21 protein-coding genes are annotated in these 23,505 nt (G+C 74.4%); 10 read left to right on the top strand and 11 right to left on the bottom strand.

Features of this window, described 5'->3' with window-relative positions:
• Positions 1–19: 19 nt before the first annotated feature.
• Positions 20–1,936 (top strand): CocE/NonD family hydrolase, encoded by a 1,917-nt coding sequence (locus tag ACGFZP_RS03240; protein WP_392927992.1) that lies wholly within the window; start codon positions 20–22, stop codon positions 1,934–1,936.
• Between the two features lie 11 nt (positions 1,937–1,947).
• Here the strand turns inward: ACGFZP_RS03240 and ACGFZP_RS03235 are convergent, their stop codons facing one another.
• The 5 genes from ACGFZP_RS03235 to ACGFZP_RS03215 all read right to left on the bottom strand — a co-directional run bounded on the left by ACGFZP_RS03235 (position 1,948) and on the right by ACGFZP_RS03215 (position 5,461).
• Positions 1,948–2,949 carry a phosphotransferase family protein gene (locus ACGFZP_RS03235; RefSeq protein WP_392927989.1) on the bottom strand — a complete coding sequence of 334 codons (1,002 nt, stop codon included), beginning with the start codon at positions 2,947–2,949 and terminating at the stop codon, positions 1,948–1,950.
• Between the two features lie 66 nt (positions 2,950–3,015).
• On the bottom strand, positions 3,016–3,177 hold the full coding sequence (locus ACGFZP_RS03230) for a hypothetical protein (protein WP_392927988.1): 162 nt from the start codon (positions 3,175–3,177) through the stop codon (positions 3,016–3,018).
• Between the two features lie 9 nt (positions 3,178–3,186).
• A complete protein-coding gene (locus tag ACGFZP_RS03225) occupies positions 3,187–3,600 on the bottom strand; it encodes a hypothetical protein (RefSeq protein ID WP_392927986.1) in 414 nt (137 codons plus the stop codon).
• A gap of 192 nt (positions 3,601–3,792) precedes the next feature.
• Positions 3,793–4,473 carry a TetR/AcrR family transcriptional regulator gene (locus ACGFZP_RS03220; RefSeq protein WP_392927984.1) on the bottom strand — a complete coding sequence of 227 codons (681 nt, stop codon included), beginning with the start codon at positions 4,471–4,473 and terminating at the stop codon, positions 3,793–3,795.
• A 112-nt stretch (positions 4,474–4,585) separates the two neighbouring features.
• Positions 4,586–5,461: a pirin family protein gene (locus tag ACGFZP_RS03215; RefSeq protein ID WP_392927982.1), complete on the bottom strand. Its 876-nt coding sequence runs from the start codon at positions 5,459–5,461 to the stop codon at positions 4,586–4,588.
• A gap of 187 nt (positions 5,462–5,648) precedes the next feature.
• Here ACGFZP_RS03215 and ACGFZP_RS03210 point away from each other — a divergent pair, with 187 nt between their 5' ends.
• Entirely contained in the window at positions 5,649–6,224 is a 576-nt protein-coding gene (locus ACGFZP_RS03210; protein WP_392927980.1) for an NADPH-dependent FMN reductase, read from the top strand.
• A 67-nt stretch (positions 6,225–6,291) separates the two neighbouring features.
• Here the strand turns inward: ACGFZP_RS03210 and ACGFZP_RS03205 are convergent, their stop codons facing one another.
• Positions 6,292–6,702 (bottom strand): ester cyclase, encoded by a 411-nt coding sequence (locus tag ACGFZP_RS03205; protein ID WP_392927978.1) that lies wholly within the window; start codon positions 6,700–6,702, stop codon positions 6,292–6,294.
• Positions 6,703–6,835: 133 nt separating this feature from the next.
• Between ACGFZP_RS03205 and ACGFZP_RS03200 the strand changes: the two genes are divergently transcribed.
• A complete protein-coding gene (locus ACGFZP_RS03200) occupies positions 6,836–7,444 on the top strand; it encodes a TetR/AcrR family transcriptional regulator (RefSeq protein ID WP_392927977.1) in 609 nt (202 codons plus the stop codon).
• Positions 7,445–7,547: 103 nt separating this feature from the next.
• On the opposite strand, the gene ACGFZP_RS03195 is transcribed toward ACGFZP_RS03200, so the two are convergent.
• On the bottom strand, positions 7,548–8,504 hold the full coding sequence (locus ACGFZP_RS03195) for a hypothetical protein (protein WP_392927975.1): 957 nt from the start codon (positions 8,502–8,504) through the stop codon (positions 7,548–7,550).
• Positions 8,505–8,659: 155 nt separating this feature from the next.
• Between ACGFZP_RS03195 and ACGFZP_RS03190 the strand changes: the two genes are divergently transcribed.
• Together ACGFZP_RS03190 and ACGFZP_RS03185 are read left to right on the top strand one after the other, a co-directional pair.
• Positions 8,660–9,784 carry an alpha/beta hydrolase gene (locus tag ACGFZP_RS03190; RefSeq protein WP_392927973.1) on the top strand — a complete coding sequence of 375 codons (1,125 nt, stop codon included), beginning with the start codon at positions 8,660–8,662 and terminating at the stop codon, positions 9,782–9,784.
• A gap of 90 nt (positions 9,785–9,874) precedes the next feature.
• Positions 9,875–12,241, top strand: coding sequence for an ArnT family glycosyltransferase (locus ACGFZP_RS03185; RefSeq protein ID WP_392927971.1), 2,367 nt, complete (start codon positions 9,875–9,877; stop codon positions 12,239–12,241).
• Positions 12,242–12,329: 88 nt separating this feature from the next.
• On the opposite strand, the gene ACGFZP_RS03180 is transcribed toward ACGFZP_RS03185, so the two are convergent.
• The 3 genes from ACGFZP_RS03180 to moaA form a co-directional block, all read right to left on the bottom strand.
• Positions 12,330–13,958: an alpha/beta hydrolase gene (locus ACGFZP_RS03180; protein WP_392927969.1), complete on the bottom strand. Its 1,629-nt coding sequence runs from the start codon at positions 13,956–13,958 to the stop codon at positions 12,330–12,332.
• A 99-nt stretch (positions 13,959–14,057) separates the two neighbouring features.
• On the bottom strand, positions 14,058–14,810 hold the full coding sequence (locus ACGFZP_RS03175) for an HNH endonuclease family protein (protein WP_392927968.1): 753 nt from the start codon (positions 14,808–14,810) through the stop codon (positions 14,058–14,060).
• 154 nt (positions 14,811–14,964) lie between these two features.
• On the bottom strand, positions 14,965–15,960 hold the full coding sequence (gene moaA, locus ACGFZP_RS03170) for a GTP 3',8-cyclase MoaA (protein ID WP_392927966.1): 996 nt from the start codon (positions 15,958–15,960) through the stop codon (positions 14,965–14,967).
• Between the two features lie 146 nt (positions 15,961–16,106).
• Between moaA and ACGFZP_RS03165 the strand changes: the two genes are divergently transcribed.
• From ACGFZP_RS03165 to ACGFZP_RS03145, 5 genes are all read left to right on the top strand, one after another.
• Positions 16,107–16,709, top strand: a complete 603-nt coding sequence (locus ACGFZP_RS03165; RefSeq protein WP_392927965.1) for an NTP transferase domain-containing protein — start codon at positions 16,107–16,109, stop codon at positions 16,707–16,709.
• Between the two features lie 188 nt (positions 16,710–16,897).
• Positions 16,898–17,752: a hypothetical protein gene (locus ACGFZP_RS03160; RefSeq protein WP_392927963.1), complete on the top strand. Its 855-nt coding sequence runs from the start codon at positions 16,898–16,900 to the stop codon at positions 17,750–17,752.
• Between the two features lie 168 nt (positions 17,753–17,920).
• Positions 17,921–18,763, top strand: coding sequence for a hypothetical protein (locus ACGFZP_RS03155; protein ID WP_392927962.1), 843 nt, complete (start codon positions 17,921–17,923; stop codon positions 18,761–18,763).
• 170 nt (positions 18,764–18,933) lie between these two features.
• Entirely contained in the window at positions 18,934–19,764 is an 831-nt protein-coding gene (locus ACGFZP_RS03150; RefSeq protein WP_392927960.1) for a (2Fe-2S)-binding protein, read from the top strand.
• 199 nt (positions 19,765–19,963) lie between these two features.
• Complete coding sequence (locus ACGFZP_RS03145) at positions 19,964–20,989, top strand: DUF2637 domain-containing protein (protein ID WP_392927959.1); 1,026 nt, start codon at positions 19,964–19,966, stop codon at positions 20,987–20,989.
• A gap of 46 nt (positions 20,990–21,035) precedes the next feature.
• Here ACGFZP_RS03145 and ACGFZP_RS03140 read toward each other — a convergent pair whose 3' ends face one another.
• Entirely contained in the window at positions 21,036–23,285 is a 2,250-nt protein-coding gene (locus ACGFZP_RS03140; protein WP_392927957.1) for a SpoIIE family protein phosphatase, read from the bottom strand.
• Between the last annotated feature and the right edge of the window lie 220 nt (positions 23,286–23,505).

Raw genomic sequence — 23,505 nt, 5'->3', positions numbered from 1 at the left:
GGGACCGCTGGGAGCCGCCATGTCGCACCCGACCCCGTCGTACCCGTACCGCACCACCCGCGAGGACCTGCGCATCCCCCTGTCCGACGGCACCCGGCTGTTCGCCCGGATCTGGCGCCCGGTGACCGACGAGCCCGTCTCCGCGGTGCTGGAGTACTCGGCCGGCCGGCTCACCGACTGGACGGCCGCCGACGACGCCCGCCGCCACCCCTGGTACGCGGGCCACGGACACGCCGGCGTCCGGGTCGACCTCCGCGGCCACGGCAACTCCGACGGCCTGCCCGGGGACGTCCTCGCCGACGGGGCCGAGGTGATCGCCTGGCTCGCCGCCCAACCCTGGTGCACCGGCCGCATCGGCCTGCTCGGCCACGGCCCCGGCGCCACCACCGCCCTGGCCCTGGCCGCCCGCGCCCCCGACACCGTCCGGGCCGTCGTCGCCGCCCATCCCGAGGGCGGCCACCACGACGGCGGCGCCCTCCTCGCCGACGGCCTGCACACCCGCGCCGCCGCCCGCCTCGCCGACGGCGCCCGCCCACCGGACCCGAGGTACACCGGCGACGACTGGCGGCGGATGTGGCTGGAGCGCCTCCACGCCCTCGAACCGCCCGCCCACTCCTGGCTCGCCGAGCCTCCCGGCCCCGCGCCCGCACCCGGCCCCGCGCCCGTCCTCGCGGTCAGCAGCTGGACCGACCCCTCGTGCACCGCCGTACTGCGGCTGGTCGAGGACTCCCCCGCCCCGACCCGCGCCCTGATCGGCGCCTGGCCGCCCGGACTGCCCGACGACGTCCTCCCGGAGACCCTCCGCTGGTGGGACCAGTGGCTGAGCGACATCGACACCGGCATCCTCGGCGAGCCCGCCCTGCGCAGCCGGCTCGGCCGCCGCTGGACGGGCGACGACCCCTGGCCCTCCCCCGGCGTCCGCACCGTCCACTACGGCCTCGACGGCCCGCTGCGTACCGCGGGCACCGCCTCCGACAACCGGTTCGTCCACGTCCGCTCGCCGCAGCACACCGGCCTCAACGCCGGAGCCCACCGACCGCTCGGCCGCGCCGCCGACCTGCCGCCCGACCAGCGGGAGGAGGACGGGCGCTCGGTCTGCTTCGACTCCGTGCCGCTGCCGGAGCCGCTCGAACTGCTCGGCGCCCCCTCACTGCGGCTCCGGCTGCGCCCCGACACCGCCGGCGGCCACATCACCGCCCGCCTCTGCGACGTCGCGCCGGACGGCACCTCCACCCTGATCACCCGGGGCGTCCTCGCCACCGCTCCGGCCTCGGCCCCCGGCGCCGAGACCACCGCGGAGAGCACCGCCGAGGCCACCGTCGAGCTCGCCGCCGCCGGCCACGCCCTCCCGCCGGGCCACCGACTGCGCCTGGCGCTCTCCTCCGCCTACTGGCCGTGGATCTGGCCCGGCCCCGACACCGGCGGCTTCGGCCTCGACCCCTCCCACAGCGCCCTCGCCCTCCCCGTCCGCCACCTGGCCACCGACGCGGGCAGCGCCCCCCTCACCTTCAAACCCCCGCACCTGCCCGAGCCCCCGCCCGTCCACCTCACCGAGCCGCTCACCGCCCGCCCCGAGCGCCTCACCATCCACGACATCGCCCGCCACGAGTGGCGCACCGAACTCACCCCCGCCGCCGACGGCACCCGCACCCACCCCGACGGCCTGGTCCGCGACGAGCACACCGTCACCGCCTACCGCATCCTCACCGGCGACCCGCTCAGCGCCGAGGCCCGCACCGACCACACCCTCCGGATGGAACGCCCCGACATCGGCTGGGACATCACCCTCCAGACCCGCACCGAACTCCGCTGCGACGCCACCCACTTCATCGCCCGCACGCACCTCACGGCCCTGGAGGCGGGCACCACCGTCTTCACCCGCACCTGGCAGCAGCGCTTCTCCCGGCGGCCCGGCCCGGCCGCCCGGGCCGGGTGAGCCCGGCGCGTTCAGCCGGTCGCGGCCGGCAGCGCGGCGAGCGCCTCCCGGAGGTTGTACTCGGCGATCGCCGCCATCGCCTCGCGGTGCGGGAAGTCGCCGTCGAGGAGGCGCAGCGGCCCGGCGACGAGTGAGAGGCGCATCGCCAGGGCGTAGAGGGCCAGCCGCCGCTCGTCCAGGCCCGCCGAGGGGAGGCGGTGGTAGTGGTCGCCGAAGCGGATGCGCAGGAAGGCGTGCTCCCACTCGACGTCGAAGTACATCAGCCCCTCGATGTCGATCAGCACCGGCTCCCCGGCCTGGTCCACCAGCACGTGGTCGGGCCCGAGTTCGCCGTGCACCAGCCCGTACCGGGCGCGCGGGCGGACCGCCTCGGCCCGGACGTGGAGCTGTTCCTCCAGCCGGCCGCGGGCGGTCGCCACTCTTGCGTCGCGGGCGGCGGCCTCGGCGAGGTCGGCCAGCGCGCGGTCCAGGACCAGCCGCTCGCACGAACCGCCGCGGGACACGCCCCCGCGGTCGACGTGGGCGAGCTTGCCGAAGCCCGGACCGGTCTGCCCCCGCAGCACGTCGAGCGCCTCGGCGAGCCGCGCCAGGGTGGCCTCGGCGGCGGGCGGATCGCGTTCGAGCAGCGCCTCCAGGTGCTCCCCGGGGACGTCCTCGACCACCGCGACGTCCGCCGGGTAGTGACTCCCGCTGCGGTCCACCAGGTGGACCCGCGGGGTACGGACCCCGACGGCGGCCAGCCTCCGGTGGGCGGACTCGAACAGCTCGACCCCGGAGGCGTGTGCCAGCGGGTCGGCGAGGCTCCCGGCGCCGTCGGCGGACGCGCCGGGCCAGTAGTTCTCGGCGTCGTCCCAGATGTACGCGATCGCGCTGGAGCCGTCGTCGAAGGCGAGCCGGTACACGCCCTTCCTGCTGCCGCCCCGGAGCCTCGACACCCCGGCGAGCCCCCGCCCGGCACCGAACGCCGCCCGCGCGACCCCCGTCAACTGCTCGCGCCCAACCGCCTCGCGCACTGCCGCCCCTTCCCCCCGCACCCGACTCAAACCGCCGATCCTAGGTCCCGTCCGGTCGGTCGGCGCTCAGCCTCCGACCGGGGCGGTGCCCGGCGGGGCCATCCTCGCCGTGGCGTCCAGGTTCCGCAGCGGGCGGCCGGTCTCGTACGACACCTCGACGCCGCCCGCCAACGCCGAGACGGCCGCGGCGAGTTCCTTCGACCCGACGCCCTCCCCCGTCGTCGTCACCCTGATCCCCTAGGCGCCCGGCAGCAGCCCTGCGGTGTAGACCGGCAGCGGCAGCGCCCCGGCCGTCGCCGCCGCCATGATCCGGTCGATCGCCGGGTCGGTCACCGCCCGTGCGTAACGCGCCTGCCGGATCGCGGTGCGGCCGGTCTCGATCCCGGGGTGCGCCCTGGCCGCCCCGTCCACCAGCTCCCGGGCCCGCACGTCGTCCGTCGCGTACAGCAGGACCCGGCCCCCGTCGGTGTCCAGCGCCAACGTGCCGAAGGTGTCCCGGAAGTCGGTCCGGCCCTGCTCCCCGAGCGCCGACTCCAGATCCTGCAGAGCCGTCGGACCGGGCGCCGCACCGCTGCCGCAGCCGCCGCAGAGCAGTGCCACCCCCAGGAGGACGGCCGCCGACAGGCCGGACAGCGCCCGGGTTCGCGCCATGGAGGGATCCGATCCGGTCATGCGCCGACCGGATTCCGCGGCGCCTCGGGCATTGCCGTCGAACTCACCGCATACGGGCGGGAGTTCGACGGCCGACAGCAGCCTCACGGCTCGGCCGTGCCGCCCATCCCAGGGCCTCTCCTCCGGACCGGGCGGGGGCAGGCCCGGGGCTTCGAAGGGGCGGCCTCCCGGTCAGGCCGCCGGGTGCGGGGCGTAGCGGGCGAGCAGGAGGTCCACGCCGGAGGTGACCAGGTCGGTCAGCCGGGCCTCGGCGAGCTCGGTGCCAGGGGCGAAGGTGCTCATCAGCTGCGGGAGGCCGAGGGTGACGGCCACCAGCTGCTGGACGGCGAGCTCGGGGTCGGGGGTGGCGAGCCTGCCGAGGCCGTTCAGTTCGGCGAAGGCCTCGGTCAGCGGGCCGTTGATCATGTCGTAGCTGACCCGGTACCAGAGCTGGCCCAGCTGCGGGAAGCGCTCGGTCTCGCCGATGACCAGCCGGCGCAGCGACATGATGTCGGGGCGCAGCAGGATGCGGGCCCAGGCGGCGGTGAGGTCGATCAGCGCCTCCCGCAGGTCGGGGGCCTGGACGAGGGTGGCGGTACAGGATTCGAGCCCGGCGTACGTCCTGGGCAGGAGGCCCCCGATGACGGCCAGGAACAGCCGCTCCTTGCTGCCGAAGTGCTTGTAGATGGTCGCCTTGGAGACGCCGGAGCCGCTGGTGATGGCGTCCATGGACGCGGCGGAGTAGCCCTCGGCCAGGAACTCGGCGAGCGCCGAGTCGATGATCGCCTGGCGCTTGCGCTGGGCGGCGTCGGTGGGGTCCGGGATGATCGGGATGCCGTATTCGTCTGTTGCGTCCGCTGCGCCGACTCCCATGACGGTGTCCTCTTGGTTCGGTCCGAGGGTGGGGGGATTTCTCAGTATATGAACTGAACGGTTCGGTACGCAAAACCGCCAAACCTGGACGTACCAGCGGAGCAGGACCCCCTCACAGCGGCAGTCGGCCCATCAGTCCGAGGCTGAAGTCCCGCTGGGCCTGGTGCAGTTCGGCGACGGTGTTCATCACGAAGGGCCCGCTGCGGGCGACCGGCTCGCCGATCGGCCGGCCGGCCAGCACCAGGACCTCGGCCGGTCCGGCCGGGGCCTCGACGGTGAACCGCTCGCCGTCCCGGGCGAGCACCGCGAGGTGGCCGTCCGGGATCCCGCCGCCGGGGGTGGCGGCCTCGCCGGACAGGGCGTAGAGCATCGCGTTGTGCCCGGCGGGGGCGGTGAACTCGGCGCGCGCACCGGCGGCGAGGCGGGCGTGCACGACGAGGATCGGCGTGTGGGTCGCGAACGGGCCGGTGACGCCGTGGGTGGAGCCGGCGATGACGGTGAGTTCGGCGCCGTCGCCGGCGGCCACCACGGGGAGGTCGCCGGGCTCGGCGTTCTGGCTGCGCGGCGCGGTGCCCTTGAGCCGGGCCGGCAGGTTGACCCAGATCTGCAGCATGTGCTGGAGGCCGCCCTCGGCGAGGAACTCCTCGGTGGGCAGGGCCTCGTGGACGATCCCGGAGCCGGCGGTGAGCCACTGCACGCCGCCGCCCCGGACGACGGCGCGGTGGCCCCGGGAGTCCGCGTTCGCGATGTCGCCGGCGATGACGTACTGGATGGTCTCGAAGCCGCGGTGCGGGTGCGGCGGGGCCCCCTTGGCCTCGCCCGGGGCGAGCTCCACCGGTCCGACCTGGTCGAGCATCAGGAAGGGGTCCAGGAAGGGCAGTTCCTCGGTCGGGAAGGGCCGGCGGACCGGGAAGCCCGCGCCCTCGTAGGTGTGGAAGGGGCGGACGACTCGGACGGTGGACCGCGTGGTGGCGGCGATGGTGGTCATGGATCGAATGAACTACACCGATCAGTTCACTGTCAAGACTGAACCGTTTGGTTGACACATTGAACTGAGCGGTTTAGTTTTTTCGGTGTCGAAGCCGCCCGGCCCGCCGGACGGGCGACACCTCGATCCCGCACAGCCCGCACCCGCACACCGCGCTCCCGTACAGCCCTCACCAAGGAGTCCCACCATGGCCACCGCCACCATCCTCGCCATCTCCGGCTCGCTGCGCGCCGACTCGCACAACACCCGGCTGCTGCGCGCCGCCCGGAAGTTCAACCCCGGCGGCCAGGAGATCGAGATCTACGAGGGCCTGCGCGACATCCCGCCGTACGACCAGGACCTCGACACCCCCGAGAAGCGGCCGGCCGTGGTCAACGACCTGCGCCGCCGCGTCCTGGCCGCCGACGGACTGCTGATCGCCACCCCGGAGTTCAACTACTCCATCCCCGGCGTCCTCAAGAACGCCCTCGACTGGCTGAGCACCGACTGGACCAAGAGCGAGGGCCTGCCGCTGCACCGCAAGCCGACCGCGATCCTCGGCGCCGCGCCGACCAACTTCGGCACCGTCCGCGCCCAGCTGGCCCTGCGCCAGGTCTTCGTGTGGACCGAGAGCGACATCGTGGTCAAGCCCGAGGTCATCGTCTTCCGCTCGCACGAGCGCTTCGACGCGGAGGGCAACCTCACCGACGAGACCACCATCGGGCTGCTCCAGGACCTGCTGAAGGCGCTGCAGGCCAAGATCGACGCCAACGCCGGGCGCTGACCGCCCGTCACCGGCTCTGCGGGGCCGGCCACCCCCCGTGGTGGCGGCCGGCCCCGCCGTCCGTCCGCTACTGCGCCTGCAGCTGCTGCACCAGGCCGAGCCGGTCGATGACGGCGTGCCGCTCGCTGATCCGGTCGCCGACGAAGCGGAACAGCGCGAACGCCTCCATGCTCACCCGCCGCCCGGTGGCCGGGATTCCCATCAGCGGGCCCGAGTGCGTGGCCGTCATCCTCCAGCGGACGACGACGTCCTCGCCCTCCCCCAGCAGGTCGAGGATCTCGAACGACGGGTCGGCGTGGGTGGCGTGCACCTCGCGGATGGCGTCCTTGAAGCCCTGCGGGCCGCGGACGTTCTGGTGCCGGCCCTCGCTGGTGAGGAAGTCGGCGGTGAACAGCTCGTCGGCGATGTCGAGGTTTCCCTCCTCAAGCGCCTTGTAGAGACGGCGGACCGCATCCTTGCGGAACTCGACGGTGGTCATCTGGGTTTCCCTCCCGAGTCGGATTACTGAGTCATCCGTCAGTAAGTTAACCTCTTCCTGAGCGATTACTCAAGAAGAATCCGAGCAGACCCGGGGGAGGCCTCCGGGACGGCGCGGGAAACGGAGGCAGGACGTGACCCAGGCGCGACGCGGTCGACCCTCGACCGGGGTACGGGAGGCGGTGCTCAAGGCCACCGAGGAGGTCCTCGGGGAGGCCGGGCTGGCCCTGTCCACCAAGGAGGTCGCGCGCCGGGCGGGCGTCGCGGAGTCGAGCATCTTCTACCACTTCGGGGACCGGCTCGGGCTGCTCCAGGCCGTCGTCGGCCTGCACCTGCCGGTGTTCTCCGACGCCGCGGCCCTGCTGGGCCGGGAAGCCGCCGGCGGCGAACCCGCCGCCGACCTGGCCGCCATGCTCACCGGCCTGGAGCACTTCTACTTCGGGATCATGCCGATCCTCGGCGCCGTCCAGTCCGACCACCAGCTGCGCGGGCTCCTCGCCGAGCGCGGCGGCGAGATCGGACCCCACCTCGCCTTCGGGCCGGTCGGCGACGCCCTGCGCGCCCGACAGGCCGCCGGCAGGCTCCCCGCCGACCTCGACCCCGCCGCGGGCGCCCTGCTGCTCGTCGGCGCCGCGTACCAGCGGGCGCTGCACCGCTACCTCCTGGGCGACGGCGAGGCCGCCGCCCGCGTCCTCCCCCCCGTGGAGGCGGTCGCCCGCACCCTCCTCCCGGCCTTCCGGTAGCACCGGCCGTCCGGGTGGCGCCTGCCGCCCGCAAGGCATCCCCGAACGCACCGGCGCCCCGGTCGAACCGACCGGGGCGCCGCCTCACACCGACCGCACCGGTCTACGGCGCGGGGAAGCTGTTCTCGTCGACGTCGCTGGTCTTGGCGTTCCCGCCGACCGCCGGCTGGAGGGTGATGGACCAGGAGACGTAGGTGCGACCGGTCTCGTACGCCATCGTGTCGTCGAACTTGCTGAAGTCGCAGTTCTGGGTGAAGGCCTTGATCGTCGGGTCCCAGTCGACGCCCCCGGAGAAGTACACCTCGTAGGTGCCGTCCTCGATGCCCTCGATCGAGGCCTTCTTGCCCTTGCCGACGTACACCGAGTGGACCGACTTGCCGTCCTTGGCGAGGGAGACGACGGCGTCGGCGCTGCCGCCGTTGTCCACGTTGAGCTTGCCCTCACCCCTGAGCCGGCCCTCGCGGACCATCGTGCCGTTCTCCAGCGAGCGGCTCTGCAGCGGACCGGCCTGCGGGGCGGCGAAGGTCGTGGCGTACCCCGCGGCGGTCATCTGGGCGAGCGCGGCGGGGATCGCCTTCAGGCCCTCGGACTGGCCGACCTCGGCCAGCGCGGCGCTGGTGGCGCAGACGCCCTTCTTCTTTATGTCGCTACGGACCTTGGACAGGTCGGTGGAGAGCTGGTTGAGGGCCACCACCAACTGGCGCCGGGCGGTGCCGACGGTCGCCGGCTCACGGGCGGCGGTCAGGCCGGAGCCGGCCGAGTTCGCCGCGGTGACCACCTCCTGGAGGGCGGTGGAGAAGGCGTCCAGGCTCGCGGAGGCGCTGAGCTTGCCGAGGGCGGCGTTGACCGGGTCGATGTAGCCGGTCAGGGTCGGTCCGTACGGCGGCACGGTCGGCGTCGGGCTCGGCGTGGGAGTCGGGCTCGGCGAGGAGGTGGTGGCGGAGGCGGAGGGCCGGTCGGGCAGCGCGTCCGCACCGCCGGATCCGCTCGACCCGCTGGAGCAGGCCGCCAGCAGTAGCGCGCCGCCGGCCGCCAGGCCCGCCTTGGTGAAGGACTTCATTACCGCCCCCGGTGATTTCTCATGTACGCAGCGTGCAGTTCCCCGCCGACATGATCCCGAGCGAAACGGACGCGGTCAACAGGGCGCACAAGAGGCGCATTGGAGCGCTCAAGGGGGCGCAAGGAGCGCGAAGCCGCGTCAACTACGATCGGCTGGTGCTCAGCCTCACGGGACTCCCCCTCCAGATCATCGCCTCCGTCGTCGCGATCGCCGTGTTCGCCGCCACGATGTGGCTCTGGCCGAGATTCGGCGGGCGGAGCTGGAAGTCCTGGCTCGGCCGGATCGGCGCGTTCCTGGCCACCCAGCTCGCCGTCCTGGTGGCGATGGGCCTGATCGCCAACGGCTACTTCGGCTTCTACAGCTCCTGGAGCGACCTGCTCGGCACCAACGGCAAGCCGGGCACGGTGGTCGACCACCAGCCCAGCGCCGCCGGGGCCCTCTCCGTCACCGGCGAGAAGAACATGTACTCGGCGCAGGGCTCGGCCCGGGAGCGCTCCGGGCTGATCCAGGAGATCGCCGTCAAGGGGGCCGCGAGCGGGCTGAGCAGCGACGCGTACGTCTACCTGCCCCCGCAGTACTTCCAGCCGGAGTACGCGCAGAAGCGGTTCCCGATGGCGCTGGTGCTGGCCGGCTACCCGGGCTCGGCGGAGAAGCTCATCTCCCTGATGCAGTACCCGGCCTCCGCGCTCACCGCGATCGAGCAGCAGAAGCTGCCGCCGACCGTCCTGGTCCTGATGCGCCCGACGCTCTCCGGCAACCGCGACACCGAGTGCATGGACATCCCCGGCGGCCCGCAGGTGGAGACCTTCTTCACCAGCGACCTGCCCAAGGCCCTCGCCACCACCTACCGGCTCGGCTCCGACCCGGCCTCCCGGGCCGTGATCGGCAACTCCACCGGCGGCTACTGCGCGCTGAAGTTCGCGCTGCGCAAGCCGGACGCGTACCGCTCGGCGATCTCGCTCTCCGGCTACTACACCGCCCCGATCGACGAGACCACCGGCGACCTCTTCGGCGGCAACGGCCGGCTGAAGCAGGAGAACGACCTGGTGTGGCGGCTGAAGAACACCCCGGCCCCGCCCGTCGCGCTGCTGCTCGCCACCAGCTACGACGAGAACAACTACGAGGGCACCCAGGCCATGGTGGGCGCGTTCAAGTCGCCGACCAGGCTCTCCACCATCACCCTGGACACCGGCGGGCACAACTTCCACACCTGGACCAGGGAGATCCCGCCCGCACTGGAGTGGCTGGGCAGGCAGTTGACGGTCCCCCAGTCCGCCTGAGGGGCCCTCCGGGCGGGGCCCGGCGAGATCACAGGCGGCTCATAGCCCGGTCTCACGGTCCTCTCAGCCGCACGGCCGAGCGTATCGCCCATGACCACGACCAGCTTCTCCCCGCCGGCCGGCGAACCGTGGCCCGAGGCCGCGTACTACCCGCCGCCGGAGGTGCCGCAGCCGGCGCCGGCACCTCCCGCCGACGAGCTCTTCCCGCCCCTGCCGACCCCGCCCGCAGGCTCCAAGGGCCCGGCGTCCTGGGCCGGGCGGCTGCGGACGCTACCGGCCCGCACCTGGCGCGGGCGCCAGGACGACCCGGCCTGGGTACGGCCCTCGCTGCTGGCACTGCTGGCCGCGACCGCCGTCCTCTACCTGTGGGGCCTGAGCGCCTCCGGCTGGGCCAACTCCTTCTACTCGGCGGCCGTCCAGGCCGGCAGCCAGAGCTGGAAGGCCTTCTTCTACGGCTCCTCCGACGCCGGGAACTTCATCACCGTCGACAAGCCGCCGCTGTCCCTGTGGCCGATGGCGCTCTGCGCCCGGGTCTTCGGGCTCTCCTCGTGGTCGGTCCTGGCCCCGGAGGCGCTGATGGGGGTGGCCACCGTGGCCACCGTGTACGCGGCGGTGCGCCGCCGCTTCTCCCCGCTCGGCGGCCTGGTGGCGGGCGCGGTGCTGGCACTCACGCCGGTGGCCGCCCTGATGTTCCGCTTCAACAACCCGGACGCGCTGCTGGTGCTGCTGCTCGCGCTCGCCGCGTACGGCCTGCTGCGGGCCACCGAGACCGCGAGCACCCGCTGGCTGGTGTTCACCGGGGCGATGTTCGGGCTGGCCTTCCTCACCAAGACCCTCCAGGCCTTCCTCGTCCTGCCCGCGTTCGCACTGGTGTACCTGGCGGCCGCGCCCGCGGGCCCCTGGCGGCGGGTGCGTCAACTGCTGCTCGCCGGGCTGGCGATGGTGATCTCCGGCGGCTGGTGGGTGGCGGTCGTCGAGCTGGTGCCGGCCTCCGCCCGCCCGTACGTCGGCGGCTCGCAGGACAACAGCTTCCTCTCCCTGACCTTCGGCTACAACGGCTTCGGGCGGCTCAACGGCAACGAGACCGGCAGCGTGGGCGGCGGCCGGCTGCCGGCCGGCGCCGAGGCCCCGCCCGGAGGCGGCCGCGCCATGGGCGGCGGCGGCTGGGGCGAGACCGGGATCACCCGGCTCTTCGACGGCGACATCGGCGGGCAGATCGCCTGGCTGCTGCCGGCCGCGCTGATCCTGCTGGTGTTCGGCCTCTGGGCGACCCGCCGCTACGCCCGGACGGACAGCGCCCGCGCGGCCTTCCTGGTCTGGGGCGGCTGGCTCCTGTGCACCGGGCTGACCTTCAGCTTCATGTCCGGCATCTTCCACCAGTACTACACGGTGGCGCTCGCCCCGGCGGTCGCGGCGCTGGTCGGCATGGGCGTGGACGGCCTGTGGCGGGTGCGGCACCGGCTGCCGTACGCGGCGGTGCTGGCCGGGACCCTGGCGGTGACGGCGGTCTGGGCGTACGTGCTGCTCGGGCGCAGCCCGCAGTTCCTGCCGTGGCTGCGCTGGGCGGTGCTGGTCGGCGGTCTCGCGGCGGCGCTCGCGCTGCTGCTGGCCGGCCGGCTGGCGGCCCGTGCGGCGGCGGTGGTCGGGCTGGTGGGCCTGGCGGCGGCGCTGGGCGGACCGGCGGCGTACGCGGTGGACACCGTGGACACTCCGCACACCGGCTCGATCGTGACGGCCGGTCCGGCGGTCGCCGGCAAGGGCTTCGGCCCGGGCGGCATGCGCGGCGGGGGGCCGTTCGTCTTCAACGGGCAGGGCGGCCCGGGCGGCCAGGGCCTGCCCGGCGCGCAGGGATTCCCCGACGGACAGGGCTTCCCCGGGGGCCAGGGCTTCCCCAACGGGCAGAACGGCGGCCAGGGCGGCGGCCAGAACGGTGGCCAGGACGGCCAGGGCCGCCAACCCGGCACCGGCGGCGGCAACGGCACCGACGGCCGCCAGGGGCGCGGCACCACGGGCGGCCCCGGCGGCATGGGCGGTCTGCTCAACGGCGCCACGGTGGACGGTGCGGCGGCCGCCGCACTGCGGCAGGACGCCGACCGCTACACCTGGGCCGCCGCGACCAGCGGCTCGCAGAACGCCGCCAGCTACCAACTGGCCTCCGGCGTCCCGGTGATGGCCCTCGGCGGCTTCAACAGCACCGACCCCTCGCTCAGCCTGGAGGCGTTCCAGAAGCTGGTGAAGGAGGGCAAGGTGCACTGGTTCATCGGCGGCAACGCGCGCCGGGTGAGCGGAGGTGCCACCGAGAACGGCGCCACCGTCGGCTTCGCCGCGGCCGCCGGCGGGGCCCAGGCCCAGGAGTCGCAGACCGCGCAGATCGAGAGCTGGGTGGAGAGCCACTACACCGCGAAGACGGTGGGCACCGCCACGCTCTACGACCTGACGGCGAGCCCCATCTCCTAGGGCCGGACCGGACCGGTCTGGCCTGGCCTGGCACATCGAAGGGGGCGCACCGCGCGGCAGCGGTGCGCCCCCTTCGGCCGTCCGGCCGTCAGTCGCTCTGGCAGCGCGTCCCCGCGGCCGGCACGGTGCCGTCCACCAGGAAGCCGTCGACCGCGGCGCGGATGCACGCGCTATGGCCGTACGCGGTGTGGCCCTCGCCCTCGCGGGTCAGCAGCACCGCGTGGCCGAGCTGGGCGGTGAGCTTCTCGGACCAGGCGTACGGCGTCGCCGGGTCACCGGTCGAGCCGACGACCACGATGGTGGCGCTGCTCCCGGACTTGATCGGGTGCGGCTTCTCCGCGGAGGGGGCCGCCCAGATCCGGCAGTCCGGGTCGAACAGCGCCATCGTCGGCTCGTGCTTGCTGACCAGCGGTGCCTTGGCGGCGAGTTCGGTGAGCGCGGCCTGCAGCTGCTCCCCGGTGGGGGCGTTGGTGGCGCCGTCGGCGCAGTGGATGGCGGTGTAGGCGTCGGCGGAGACGCCGTAGCGGCCCTTCTCGTCCCGGCCGTTGTAGCCGTCGGCGAGGTCGAGCAGGTAGTCGCCCTTGTCCCTGAGCATGGCGAAGCTGAGGATGTTGCGCAGGTTGGTCCACGCCTGGTCGCCGCCGTACAGGGTGCTGAGCACGCCGGTCCAGGCCGCGTTGGCGGTGACCTTGCGCCCGCCGGCGGTGGTGAGCGGGTGCTCCTTGAGCCCGTCGAGGAAGTCGGCGAGCTTCTGCGCGGCCTTCTCCGGGTCCTTGCCGAGCGGGCACGGGTTCTTGCCGACGCAGTCGGCGGCGAAGGCCTTGAGGGCCCGCTCGAAGCCGGCCTGCTGCTCGATGTTGTGCTGGATCAGCGAGGTGGCCGGGTCGGTGGCGCCGTCCAGCACGAGCCGGCCGACGCGGTCCGGGAACTCCTCGGCATAGAGGCTGCCGAGGTAGGTGCCGTACGACAGGCCGAGGTAGTCGAGCTTCGGGTCGCCGAGGGCGGCGCGCAGGACGTCCATGTCGCGGGCGGTGTTGCGGGTGCCGACGAACGGCAGGATCTTGGCGTACTTGGCCTGGCAGGCGTCGGCGAGCACCTTGCCGTGCTCCGCGCCCGGGGTGTCGGTGGTGACCCACTCGTCACGGGCCTGGTCCTCCAGGCACTTCACCGGGCTGGTGAGGCCGACCCCGCGCGGGTCGAAGCCGACCACGTCGAAGCGGTCGTGCAGCGGACCGGCGAAGCCTCCCTTGGGGTCGCCCTTGACCATCCGGACGCCGGAGCCGCCAGGGCCGCCGGGGTTGACGAGCAGGGAGCCGACCCGCTGGTCCTGCTTGACGGCGGGGTTGCGGACGATCGCGACCTCGATGGTGTCGCCCGCCGGGGCGGCGTAGTCGAGCGGGACCTTCAGGGTGGCGCACTGGACGACCGACTCGTCGACCTTGGTGGTGGCCGGGTCGTCCGCGCAGGGCGCCCAGGCGATCTGCTGGCCGTAGAACGGCTTGAGCGCCGGGTCGGCCTCGCCGGTGGGCTTGGGAGTCGGCGTCGGCGGCTGCGTGGGCGTGGGCGCCGGGGTCGCGGTGGGCGACGCGCCGGCCGCGGCCGGCGCGGAGGCGGTACCGGGGGCGGCGTCCGTGGATCCGGCCGAACTGCTGCAGCCGGCCAGGACCACGGAGATGGCGGCGGCGGTCAGCGCGCGCCGGGAGGACCGGGTGATCATCGAATACACCGCACACGAATATCATCCGGTGATCACATCGGTCACATCGTTATCAACAGCCGGGCACCGTATGCGGACAAAGCCCGGCGAATCGTTTCCTCAGCCGCCGCACTGCTGGAGCATCGCCCTCTTGTCGGCCTCGGTGACCGGCAGTTGGTACTTCAGCGAGACCTGCGCGAAGCGCACGGCGTACGAGCAGCGGACCGCGGTGTTCGCGGGGAGCCAGGCGGCGGGGCCGGAGTCCCCCTTGGAGGCGTTCTGCGAACCGTCCGCCGGGATGAGGTTGAGCGGGTCGTTGGCGATCTGGACCCGCTTCGCCTTGTCCCACTTGGAGGCCCCCATCTGCCAGTCGTAGGAGAGCGGCATGACGTGGTCGATCTGGATCTTCGAGGCCTGCTGCCTGGTCCACTGGACGGTCTTGCCGGTGTACGGGTCGTAGATGCTCATCGCGGTGACCACGCAGCTCGAACCGTCCTTGTGCTCCAGCAGTCTGCCGTCGCGGGCGAGCAGGTCGTTGCGGGTGTCGCAGTTGTTGCGGCCGCCCGGGACACCGTCCACGCTGTCCGTCCAGGCCGGGCCGAACTCGTTGCGGTCGTAGCCGTCCTTGGGGCCGCCGGCGGCGGTGGCGACCCTGCTTATCAGGTCGCGCCCGGCCTTCAGGTCCTCCGGCGAGGTCAGCGGCGCCAGACCGGGCCGAGTGCCGTCGGGGTTCTGCAGCGGGCTGGCGCCCACGTCCCCGGCGGCCGCCTCCTTGCCCGCGGACGGCTTCGGGGCCCCGCCGGAGCAGCCGGCCAGCGCCAGGGCGGATATCAGGAGGACGGCGGCGGACACGGTGGTGCGGCGGGCGGGCACGGAGGACTCCCGGGCTGGGGGGCGGCTGACGGCGACCCAGCAGACCAGCCGCCCCACACCCCGTCAAGGCGGCGCAGCGGGGAGTGTTCCGGCATGTCGAAGCTCACACCGGCGGTCGGTGCCCCGCACCGGCCCGGACACCGGCGCCCGGAACCTAACCGCCGATGGCGGACATCGGGCGCTCGGGCTGGACGAACCCCGCCGAGTTGATGTCGTGTCCGGGGCCCTTGCGGGCGATGGTGCTGCGCCAGGCCTCCTCGATCCGGTCGTCCCCGGCCCCGCCGCGCAGCAGCGCGCGCAGGTCGGACTCCTCGGTGGCGAACAGGCAGTTGCGCAGCTGCCCGTCGGCGGTGAGGCGGACCCGGTCGCAGCCGCCGCAGAACGGGCGGGTGACGGAGGCGATCACGCCGACCACGGTGTCGGTGCCGGCGATCCGCCACTCCTCGGCGGGCGCGTTGCCGTGCCGGCCGACGGGAACGAGCTCCCAGCGGGCGCCGAGGACCGTCAGGATCTCGTCCGCGGTGATCATCGTGCTGCGGTCCCAGGCGCCCTGCGCGTCCAGCGGCATGGACTCGATGAACCGCATCCGGTAGCCGTGCCCGGCGGCGAACCCGACCAGGTCGAGGATCTCGTCGTCGTTGACCCCGCGCACCGGCACCGCGTTGACCTTGACCGGCGCCAGCCCGGCGGCCTGGGCGGCGGCCAGTCCGGCGAGGACGTCGGCGAGCCGGTCGCGCCGGGTGATCTCGGCGTACCGCTCGGGGCGCAGGGTGTCCAGGCTGACGTTCACCCGGTGCAGTCCGGCCCGGTGCAGGGCGGTGGCGGTGCGGGCCAGGCCGATGCCGTTGGTGGTGAGCGACACCTCCGGGCCGAGCGCGGTGATCCGCCCGACCAGCTCCGGCAGCCCGCGCCGCAGCAGCGGTTCGCCGCCGGTGAGCCGCACGGAGGCGATGCCGAGGCGCTGCACCGCGATCCGCACCAGCCGGACCACCTCGTCGTCGCTCAGCACCTCGGCCTTGGGGAGCCAGTTGAGGCCCTCGGCCGGCATGCAGTACGTGCAGCGCAGGTTGCAGCGGTCGGTGAGCGAGACCCGCAGGTCGGTGTGGACCCTGCCGAAGCGGTCCAGCAGCGGGCGCGGTGCGGTGTTCATCGATCCAGTACAGGGGCAGCCGCCCGGAAGATCCAGCGGCCGAACCACCGGGGAGCCGCCGCGACCTGCGGCTTCGCCTTGTGGATTCGTACAACTGTGGCTTCCTACGGCTGCGCGGTGGCGCCCCGGCCGGGCAGGCTGGGCCCATGGAGATCCAGGACGGACCGGTCGCGGCGCTGGTGCTGGCGGCCGGGGGCGGGCGGCGGCTCGGCGGGCGCCCGAAGGCCCTGCTGCCCTACCGGGGGCGGCCGCTGGTGGAGCACGCGGTGGCGGTGGTCCGGGCGGGCGGCTGTGCGGCGGTGACGGTGGTGCTGGGCGCGGCCCGCGAGCAGGTACGGGCCGCGGCCGAGCTGCCGGACTGCCGGCTGGTGGACAACCCGGACTGGGCGGGCGGCATGGGCTCCTCGCTGCGGGCCGGGCTGGCCGCGCTGCCGCCGGAGGCCTCGGCGGTGCTGGTGATGCTGGTGGACACGCCCGGGGTGACGGCGGCGGCGGTGGCCCGGCTGCTGGCCGCCCACCGGGCGGGCGCGGAGCTGGCGGCGGCGGCGTACGGGGGGCGGCGCGGGCACCCGGTGCTGATCGGTGCCCGGTACTTCGCCGAGGCGGCCGCGGGGGCCACCGGCGACGCCGGCGCGCGCGCCCTGCTGGCGGCGCACGCCGCCGAGATCGCGCTGGTGGAGTGCGCCGACGTCGCTGTGCCGGACGACCTGGACACCCCGGCCGACCTGGCCCGCTGGGCCGTCACCTGACAGTCCCCGGTCATCCTGCTGATCGGCCCCGGCCGGGTGGAGCGCGCCTTCTCCTCCTCGACGGGGAGGGATCGGCCGCATACCCCTGATCTGTCCCTGAGGATTGCTCCATTCCGCGCCGCGGCCCCCGCGTTTCGGGGAGCATGGGACCCGACCCCACGCCTCGACCCGAACGGACGGTGCTCGCGATGTCCGGACTGCCCGACGACTTCACCGGACGCGACCCCGCGCACAGCGCCCCGGGGGCGGGCGGTGGCGCCCGGGCGATCCGCTGCCCGGCCTGCCGCCGGGAGCACCTGTACGAGCCGCCCTCGCTGCCGTGCCCCTGCGGCGCCTCGCTCAAGGTGCCGCTGCTACGCGGCGGGGTGCCGGTCCAGGTGCGGTTCCGCTCCTGGGAGGACTCCTGGCTGAACATGCGCTGCCCGCACTGCGGCCGCTCCGACCAGTGGCCGCAGCCCGAGTTCACCTGCAACTGCGGTGCCACCGTCCGGCTCCCGGTGGACCGCACCACCCGCCTCGGCGGCAGCGCGACCGCCGGCCCGCTCGGGGTCAGCGGCCCGCAGGGCTCCCGCCCGAGCTCCGCCCACCCGCTGGGCGCACCCGTCCCGGCCCCGCCCGGCGGCTCCGGCACGACCGCCACGCCCTGGCGTCGGCGCACGCCGTTCCGCCCACACCCCGTCCGCACCTCGCAGGACGCGGTGTTCACCGCCGCCCGCTACCTGGAGTGGCTGGGCTTCGAGGACCTGGAGCTGACGGAGGCCCAGGAGCGCGACGGCGTCACCCTGCTGGGCAGCCGGATGGTCGCCCAGGTGGACACCTGGACCGAGCCGGCCGACGTGAAGTCGGTGGAGTGCCTCTGGCTGCAGACCCTGCACGCCGAGGAGATGGCCGCCGCGATGTTCACCCTGGCCGGCTACTCCCACCAGGCCACCGTGCGCGGCGAGCAACTGCTGGTCGCCCTGTTCAGCCTGGACCTGGCGGGTGTCCCGCAGCCCGCCAACGGCGCCGCCGAGGCCCTGATGGAGACCGGCTGGACCTCCTGAGCCCGGGGCCGCCGGCCGGGAGCCGCCTGGACCAAAAGCCTCCGGACGGCAACAACCTGCGCTCGTGATCTGGTGCACAAGCTCACCCCCGTGTTGAATTGCCGCCACAGTACGGGCCTTGGGGCAAGTCCCGTGGTCCTGCTGGATGGCGCACACAAGGAGGTGGCGTTGTCAGAGCACGGATTGGGCCCGGACGGCGGGGACGGGCTGGGGCGGGCCGTGCCACGGGAACCGGGGGACACCGTCTGGCGGCTGCGGTCGCGGGCATGCTGGCAGGAGGCCGCGGAGCTGTTACGCCCGGCCGCCGAGCGCGACCCGGCGGCGGCTCTCGGACGGGCCGAACTCCTCATCGAGCAGTGCCTGTTCACCGCCGCCCACTGGACCCAGGCGGAGCAGGCGCTCCGGCTGGCCGAGGCCGTGGTGACCAGCACCGAACAGCGCGCGGCGGCGGCCTGCGCACGCGGCTTCCTGGCGTACGTGGCCAGCGTGCTGGGCCCGCGCGACCGGTTGGACGAGGCCCAGGCGGCGCTCGGGCGCACCTCGGCACTGCTGCCGCCGGACGCGCCCGGCCGGCCGCTGCTGGACTTCCGCCGGGGGCTGGTCGCGGAGAACCTGCTGCGCGACCCGACCGCCGCCTGGATCGCGTACCGCCGGGCGCACGAGGCGGCCGGCGAGCACGGGGACGAGCTGCTGCGCTCCTCCACCTGGCGGCACCTGGCCGCGCTGGCGCTGGCCTCCGGGGACCACGAGCGGGCCCGGGAGGGGTTCGACGCCTCACTGCGGCTGCGCGAGCAGCTCGGCTTCACGGTCGGGGTCGCGCCCGCGCTGGCGGCGCTGGCCGAGGTGTCCGAACCCGCCGAGGCGGTCCGGTTGCGCGCCGAGGCGGCCCGGCTCGTCCAGGCGCTCGGCGGCGTACCGGTGTGGCTCGCGCGCCAGCTGAGCGCGCTGCGCACGCCGGGCGCTCCCCCGGACGGACGCATCGAACGGGAGGCTCGGGGAACAATCAGCTAAGGTGAGCCTAACCTGGCCGGGGCGAGCAGTGCCCCGGCCGGGTTCGCCTTGCCGTTCCCGGGCTCCGCCAGGCCCGCTCCGGTCGGGCCCGCCCTGGGCGCAGTCCGCTCCGGCCGGGGTCGGGCGGGCCGGTCCGCGTGGGCTCCGGTCGACCCGATGGGGCCCGCACCATGACCGTGAGCAGCACCCGACCCGGCCCCGTGCCGCACGCCGCCGCCCCTGCCGCCGCCGTCCCGACGCCCTGCACCGCGAGCTACCGCCGGATCGGCGAGCTGTTCCCCGCCCTGCGGGTGCGGTGCGCCGCGCCGCGCAGCGGTGACGGCTGGATCCCCGGCGCCGCGCTGCTGACCGATCCGGACGCCCTGCGCGAGCTGATCGCCCACGACGCCCGGCAGGGCCTGGTCCAGTACGGGCGGCCGCTGCGACCGGACGTCGCGGCCGGCTTCGGCCTGCACCGCTACTGCTGGTCCACCGCCCTGCTGTTCACGCTGCCCTGGTTCCTGGAGCGCCGGGTGCCGCTGCTGACCCCCGAGGCGGTGTCGGTGCGCCGCCGCACCGGCGAGCTGACCGTGCTGCCGGACGCCTTCGCCTGCCTGCCCGACGACCCGGCCGCCGGTCTGCCCGGCGCCCGGGCGGTGCCCGGCGAGGCCGAGCTGGCGGCGCGGCTGCGGACGGCGCTGGCCGGGTACCTGGCGCCGGTGCTGGCCGCCTTCCGCCCCGAGGTCCGGCGCGGCGCGCGCACCCTCTGGGCGATGGCCACGGACGCCGCGGTCGAGGGCCTCTGGTACGTCGCCGGGCTGCTCGGCGAGGAGCAGCGGGCGCGCGCCGAGCTGTCCGCCCTGTTCGCGCCGGACTGTGCGCCGCTCACTCCGGGCGCAGGCTTCACGCTCGACACGCCTGACGCCTCGGGCACCGAGCGCACGCGGGCCAGCTGCTGCCTCGTCTACACCGTCCGGCCCGAGACCATGTGCGGCGGCTGCCCACGCATCACGCGGGGTTGACCGGAACCGGTGGGGAACGGGGCGCGGAAAGCCCGGAATTCCGGGAAAGCCGCCCTTATTTAATACGACAATGCGATTGCTCCCTCGTCAGAAATCCTCCTACTCAGCGCATTGACGGCGAATCAGCCATTCGCCGGCCGAGCATCCGCCATGATGGTCCCCGCCATCACGACGCAGGAAAGCGAGGCTGGTCCAGGCGATGAAATTGTCCGATATACCGCTCGGTTGGGCCGTCACCGGCGTGGCGGCGCTGCTGGTCAGCGCCCTTCTGGTGGCCCTGGCCCGGACGCGGGGATCCTCGCCCTCCGGCGGCGCGGATTCCTGGGAGCGCTCCGAGGAGCGCCGCCGCCGCAAGGAATCCCTCTACGGCGGGGCCTCGTACACGCTGCTGTTCTGCTGCGCCGCCGTCGCGGCCGCACTCTCCTTCCACGGCCTGGTCGGCTTCGGGGTGCAGAACCTCAACCTCTCCGGGGGGTGGGAGTACCTGGTGCCGTTCGGCCTGGACGGCGCGGCGATGTTCTGCTCGGTGCTCGCCGTCCGCGAGGCCAGCCATGGCGACGCCGCGCTCGGTTCGCGCCTGCTGGTCTGGCTGTTCGCCGGCGCCTCCGCCTGGTTCAACTGGGTGCACGCCCCGCGCGGCTTCGGCCACGCCGGCGCCCCCCAGTTCTTCGCGGGGATGTCCCTCTCGGCGGCCGTGCTGTTCGACCGGGCGCTCAAGCAGACCCGCCGGGCCGCCCTGCGCGAGCAGGGCCTCGTCCCGCGGCCGCTGCCGCAGATCCGCATCGTCCGCTGGATGCGCGCCCCCCGCGAGACCTACGCGGCCTGGTCGCTGATGCTCCTGGAGGGCGTCCGCAGCCTGGACGAGGCGGTCGACGAGGTCCGCGAGGACAAGCGGGAGAAGCTCGCCGACCGCGAGCGTCGCAAACTCGCCGGCCGCCGCGAGCGGGCCGAGATCCGGGCCATCAACCGGACCAACAGCGTCTGGCGACAGCGCGGCGCCGCCCGGCAGCTGGAGTCCGGCTCGGAGTCCGCGATAGCCGGTTCCACGGCGGACCGGCCCGCCGTGGAACCCGCCCCCGCCGAGGGCGCGGTCGTGCAGCCCGGTCTGCCGGCCCGTCCGGAGCGGCGCACCATCGACCTCACGATGGAGGAGGACACCGTGGCGCTGCCCCGGCTGGACTCGCTGGAGCGCAAGCTGAAGGACCTGGAGCAGCAGTTCGGCTGAGCGCGGGCCGCCCGGGTGCCCGGGCGGCCGAGCTCCGCCCGGGCGCTCAGGCCGCCGGGGTGGCGGTGAGCTCGAACCACATCCGCTTGCCCGAGCCCCGCGGCTCCACGCCCCAGGCGTCCGCCAGCGCCTCGACCAGCATCAGCCCGCGCCCGGAGGAGGCCTGCTCCCCCGGGGTCCGGCGGGTCGGCCAGAGGTCCGACTCGTCCTCCACCTCGACCCTCAGCCGGGCCCGGCCGCCGTCGGACGCCGCCTCCCGGTAGAGCCGGGCGGTGAACATGGCGTCCCGGTCGGTGTGCCGGACGGCGTTGGTGACCAGCTCGGAGGCGAGCAGCTCGGCGGTGTCCACCAGCTCGGCGACACCCCAGCGGCGCAGCGCGTCCCGCAGCTCGGCCCGCACCTCGGAGATCCGGGCGAGGTCGGCCTGGCCGATCCGGCGGCGCAGCTGCTGGGCGGCCAGGCCGCCCGCCGGGCCGTCCCAGCGCAGCAGCAGCAGCGCTATGTCGTCCTCGCGCTCGCTGGAGTCCGCGGCCTGCGAGGCGATCCGGTCGGCGAGGTCCTCCAGCGGGTCCCGGCCGCCCTCGTGGCGGGTCTCGGCCGGGCCGGCCAGTACCCGGGTGAGCCGGGCGATGCCGTCGTCGAGGTCCATGCCGCGCGCCTCGACCAGGCCGTCGGTGCAGAGCACCACCGTCTCGCCCGGGTCCAGGCTGAACCGGGTGACCCGGTACTCCTCGTCGGGGGCGATGCCCAGCGGCAGCCCGCCGGCCACCGGCACCACGGCGGCGGTGCCGTCCGCCCGCCGGACCATCGGGTCGAGGTGGCCGGCCCGGACGGCGTACACCACGCCGTAGTCGACGTTGACCTCGGCGTAGGTGCAGGTGGCGAAGTGGTCGGTGTCCAGGTCGGCGAGGAAGCGGGAGGCGCGGGCCATCACGGCGGCCGGCGGGTGGCCCTCGGCCGCGTAGGCGCGCAGCGCGATCCGCAGCTGGCCCATGATCCCGGCGGCGTGCACGTCATGGCCCTGGACGTCGCCGATCACCAGCCCGACGTGCCCGCCGGGCAGCGGGACGACGTCGTACCAGTCGCCGCCGATCTGCAGGCCGGAGCCGGCCGCCAGGTAGCGGACGGCGGTGGTGACCCCGGGGACGGACGGCACGGTGCGCGGCAGCATCACCCGCTGCAGGCCGGCCGCCAGCTCGTGCTCGGCGTCGTGCAGCCGGGCCCGGGCCAGCGACTGCGCGACCAGGCCGCCCAGGGTGGAGAGCAGGGTGCGCTCGTCGGCGTCCAGCTGGCGGTCGTCGTCGAAGCTGACCAGGCAGACGCCGATCGCCCGGCCGCTGGCCACCAGCGGCAGGAAGGCCCAGGAGCTGCGGCCGGTTCGGCTGGTCGGCTCCCACACCTCCGGGTGGCGCTCGCGGAACTCCTCGCGGCTGGGGATGAAGACCGGCGCGCGGCTCTTCAGCGCCTCGGCCGCCGGGTGGGTGGCGGGCAGGACCGAGCGGTCCCAGAACGCGAGCTCCTCCGCCCGGTAGCCGGAGGCGCCGAGGATCTGCACCCGGCCGGCCTCGAAGGCGGCCAGGACCAGGCCGTCCGGCGGCAGGCCGGGCAGCGGCAGCTCGGTGAAGACCCGGGCGACGTCCCGGACGGTGACGGCCTCGGAGAGCGCGCGGGCGGCCTCCTTGATGAACCGGGAGCGCTCCTCGCGCAGCAGGGCCATCCGGTCGGCGCGGTCGCGCTTGTGCAGCTCGACGGTGGCGTCCCAGACGAAGCCGACCATCCGGGAGGCCCGGCCGAAGGCGTCCGCCAGCACCCGGCCGCGGAAGCGCACGGCCTTCATCGTCCCGCCCGGGCCGACCGTCCGGTAGTAGGCGCCGCACTGGCCCAGCTCGGTCACCGCGCGCTCGACCCGGCGGCGCACCACCGGGGCGTCCTCGGGGTGCAGCAGGGCCAGGAAGGAGGCGGAGGTGCGGTCGAAGCGGCCCTGGTCCAGCCGGTCCAGGCCGACGATGGTGCAGGCCCGCTGGTCGCCCTCCAGCACGTCGCGCCGGATGTCCCAGTCGAAGGAGCCGATGCCGTTGGCGGCCATCGCGGGCTCCAGCCAGTCCGGGGTGGAGTCCCCGGAGGAGACCGGCAGTCCGCCGGAGAGCATCGGCGCCAGCCGGCCGGCGGCCAGCCCGGGCGCCGTCCGCAGCGCGTGCCTGCGCACCGCCTGGGCGGGTGGTCTCCCCCGCCCCGACCCGGCCGTGGACTGGCCGGGAGGAAGCGCCGGCCCCGGTGACTCGGGCTCAGTGGGCATGCTGCTCCTGCCGCTGCCGTGGCGGGCCGCGCCGACCGTCCGGACGGGCCGCAAGGCGGTGTGTGGGTGGTGCTGGATCGGATGGTGTCGACGGGCGGTGGTCAGTCGAGGTGAGGTCTCCCCGCTGTTTCCCGCACGTGGACACACATTCCCACCATCCTGGCCAATGTTCGGCCGAGCGGCAATGGCACCGGCCCGGAAATCTTCCCCCCGGCCTTCC

It is taken from the genome of Kitasatospora sp. NPDC048239 (genome assembly GCF_043202015.1).
GTDB lineage: Bacteria > Actinomycetota > Actinomycetes > Streptomycetales > Streptomycetaceae > Kitasatospora.
Note: the sequence above shows the minus strand (reverse complement) of the source record. Positions and strands in the feature narration are given on the sequence as shown.

Excerpts from the sequence above, each read along its gene's own strand:
- ACGFZP_RS03240 (WP_392927992.1), top strand. The coding sequence starts at position 20 with ATGTCGCACCCGACCCCGTCGTACCCGTACCGCACCACCCGCGAGGAC.
- ACGFZP_RS03225 (WP_392927986.1), bottom strand. The coding sequence starts at position 3,600 with ATGGCGCGAACCCGGGCGCTGTCCGGCCTGTCGGCGGCCGTCCTCCTG.
- ACGFZP_RS03220 (WP_392927984.1), bottom strand. The coding sequence starts at position 4,473 with ATGGGAGTCGGCGCAGCGGACGCAACAGACGAATACGGCATCCCGATC.
- ACGFZP_RS03215 (WP_392927982.1), bottom strand. The coding sequence starts at position 5,461 with ATGACCACCATCGCCGCCACCACGCGGTCCACCGTCCGAGTCGTCCGC.
- ACGFZP_RS03210 (WP_392927980.1), top strand. The coding sequence starts at position 5,649 with ATGGCCACCGCCACCATCCTCGCCATCTCCGGCTCGCTGCGCGCCGAC.
- ACGFZP_RS03205 (WP_392927978.1), bottom strand. The coding sequence starts at position 6,702 with ATGACCACCGTCGAGTTCCGCAAGGATGCGGTCCGCCGTCTCTACAAG.
- ACGFZP_RS03195 (WP_392927975.1), bottom strand. The coding sequence starts at position 8,504 with ATGAAGTCCTTCACCAAGGCGGGCCTGGCGGCCGGCGGCGCGCTACTG.
- ACGFZP_RS03185 (WP_392927971.1), top strand. The coding sequence starts at position 9,875 with ATGACCACGACCAGCTTCTCCCCGCCGGCCGGCGAACCGTGGCCCGAG.
- ACGFZP_RS03180 (WP_392927969.1), bottom strand. The coding sequence starts at position 13,958 with ATGATCACCCGGTCCTCCCGGCGCGCGCTGACCGCCGCCGCCATCTCC.
- moaA (WP_392927966.1), bottom strand. The coding sequence starts at position 15,960 with ATGAACACCGCACCGCGCCCGCTGCTGGACCGCTTCGGCAGGGTCCAC.
- ACGFZP_RS03165 (WP_392927965.1), top strand. The coding sequence starts at position 16,107 with ATGGAGATCCAGGACGGACCGGTCGCGGCGCTGGTGCTGGCGGCCGGG.
- ACGFZP_RS03160 (WP_392927963.1), top strand. The coding sequence starts at position 16,898 with ATGTCCGGACTGCCCGACGACTTCACCGGACGCGACCCCGCGCACAGC.
- ACGFZP_RS03150 (WP_392927960.1), top strand. The coding sequence starts at position 18,934 with ATGACCGTGAGCAGCACCCGACCCGGCCCCGTGCCGCACGCCGCCGCC.
- ACGFZP_RS03145 (WP_392927959.1), top strand. The coding sequence starts at position 19,964 with ATGAAATTGTCCGATATACCGCTCGGTTGGGCCGTCACCGGCGTGGCG.
- ACGFZP_RS03140 (WP_392927957.1), bottom strand. The coding sequence starts at position 23,285 with ATGCCCACTGAGCCCGAGTCACCGGGGCCGGCGCTTCCTCCCGGCCAG.